The organism is Mesorhizobium sp. WSM4847 (assembly GCF_055811335.1).
The window spans coordinates 1-1,794 of the sequence record NZ_JBVVPY010000081.1 but is presented as its reverse complement, the minus strand read 5'-3'; the positions used below and the strand labels follow the sequence as shown (position 1 = coordinate 1,794).

The following is a 1,794-nucleotide window of genomic DNA, read 5'->3' as shown; positions in this document are numbered from 1 at the left end:
CTATGACCTGGTTACGGCACTACCGGATGATGGAGGCTGCCGCCCGCTTGCGAAGCGGGCATGAAAGCGTGGCCGAGATCGCTGGGTCCTTAGGCTACGAAAACAGCAACAATTTCTCCACGGCGTTCAAGGCGATCCATGGGCTCTCGCCGCTGCGCTTTCGCAAAATGGCGGCGCGCAGAGAAAGGTCTGCCTGACGCAAAGGTGGGGATCGGAACAAACTGGTATACAGCCAGTGAAGACACGCAAAGATCACCTGATACTCAAGTGTTTACCCACTCCAGGCACTTTGCGGCTTTTACAGCAACGCTCAGAAAAGGAAGATAAGCATGTTGAACGCGGTCGCAGCGCATTTTCAAGGGCATGAACAGAGCTATTCGGACAAGAACTATGAGGCGGCGAGCGCGTTTTTCGGCGCCAAGCCCCTGGTTTTGGCCCAGCCAGGTGCTGCGCGCCCCAGTGACGACACCATCGCCAACGATCAAGGAACAGTACAGTTTCACCTCATTGGTCAGAAGACTGATGACCCGGCGTACAGCGGCATCATGAAAGAAAATCAGGACAACCTTCTGGCTATAGGAGGACTCATTCACGACTACATGCATACCCATCATCCTAAGGTTGATGCGACAAAACTTGACATCAACACCTGGACGAATGTTGTGGGCAATATTCCCGATCTTTCGATGGGAGGGCAAAAACAGAAAGGTTACTCAAACAAGTTTGCCGGCACCTCCGTTTCAGCCACGTTCCTCTCCTTGATCGCGAAGGCGATCGTCACTGACGGGGCGTCTCTGCTAACGGATTTCGAGTCCTTCCTCACTGAGATGGGCAACCTGACCTTCAGCGCCAACAGCAAGTCGCAGCAGTACAAGGCTCTGACATGCACCTACCAAAGCTACCTTCTCGATAACGGGGCAGGCGGATATTACGACTACGGAGCAATTGTTCTGCGACAAGTCAAGTTCGATGAGTACTTCCTTGATCTAAAATCTTCTTGCTCGTCGACACGATACGTCAACGTCGACATAAGTTATAACGAGGTTACCAATATCGTTCAGACTCGCCGGATCCGCAACGGCGGCCCCGATTACAAAAACTTCCAGGAGATCGTGAATAAGAACGCCACCGAGCAGTTTATGAATGCCAAGAACTTCTTTAACGGTGGCTCGACCCCGCAACAAGACATCACGCCCCAGGTCTGATCCTAATGATTGGTCTTGAAAGCAGCAGCGCACCAACCGACGGTGTCAATTCGAAGAAACCTCGCCAGCGTCATAGATCAGGTCCGGCTGTCAGCGGTGCCGACGAACTCCGGCCCCGCTTCTATAAGAAACCAACTATGAACCCCATCGCAGAAACAACTGCGGGCCTCTTCCTGGTAATCGGTGCCCATAGCAGCGGCCCCCTCGAAGCGGAGAGGATTTGCTCAGGCTTGATCCAGAAACTGTCCGAAGGCTCAATTCTGAACTTGGATCCTAGTATGTGGCAGAATGCCATGCAAATGGTGCCGAACCAGGTGGACGCCGCCACGGCTTCGAAGACCCTGAACCGCAGGATGGCCGTTGCGGATTTGCCAAGTACCCTTGCGTCAATTTGCGCCGATGCTGCCGACGGCGACAAAGCAGGCGTCAATCTGGCGAAGCCCATCAGTGTCTATCTGAGCAGATACGGCGAACCGACTGCATTCAATTGCTTCATCCTGGATCAATCCGAATCCGCGAAAATCTATTTATCTTTAACCTGCCTTGCCGTTTTCGATGGTGGAAGCCCTGGCAGTTTCGCCGTCACCTC

At 53.3% G+C, this 1,794-nt stretch carries 3 protein-coding genes; all 3 read left to right on the top strand.

The window, feature by feature from the left end; all coding sequences use genetic code 11:
* The coding region (locus AC0L28_RS34585) for a helix-turn-helix domain-containing protein (protein WP_473482965.1) at nucleotides 1–197 on the top strand (197 nt) is incomplete at its 5' end.
* Nucleotides 198–329: 132 nt separating this feature from the next.
* Nucleotides 330–1,205 (top strand): hypothetical protein, encoded by an 876-nt coding sequence (locus tag AC0L28_RS34580; protein ID WP_473482963.1) that lies wholly within the window; start codon nucleotides 330–332, stop codon nucleotides 1,203–1,205.
* A 137-nt stretch (nucleotides 1,206–1,342) separates the two neighbouring features.
* On the top strand, nucleotides 1,343–1,794 hold a 452-nt coding region (locus AC0L28_RS34575; RefSeq protein WP_473482961.1), incomplete at its 3' end, for a glutamate acetyltransferase.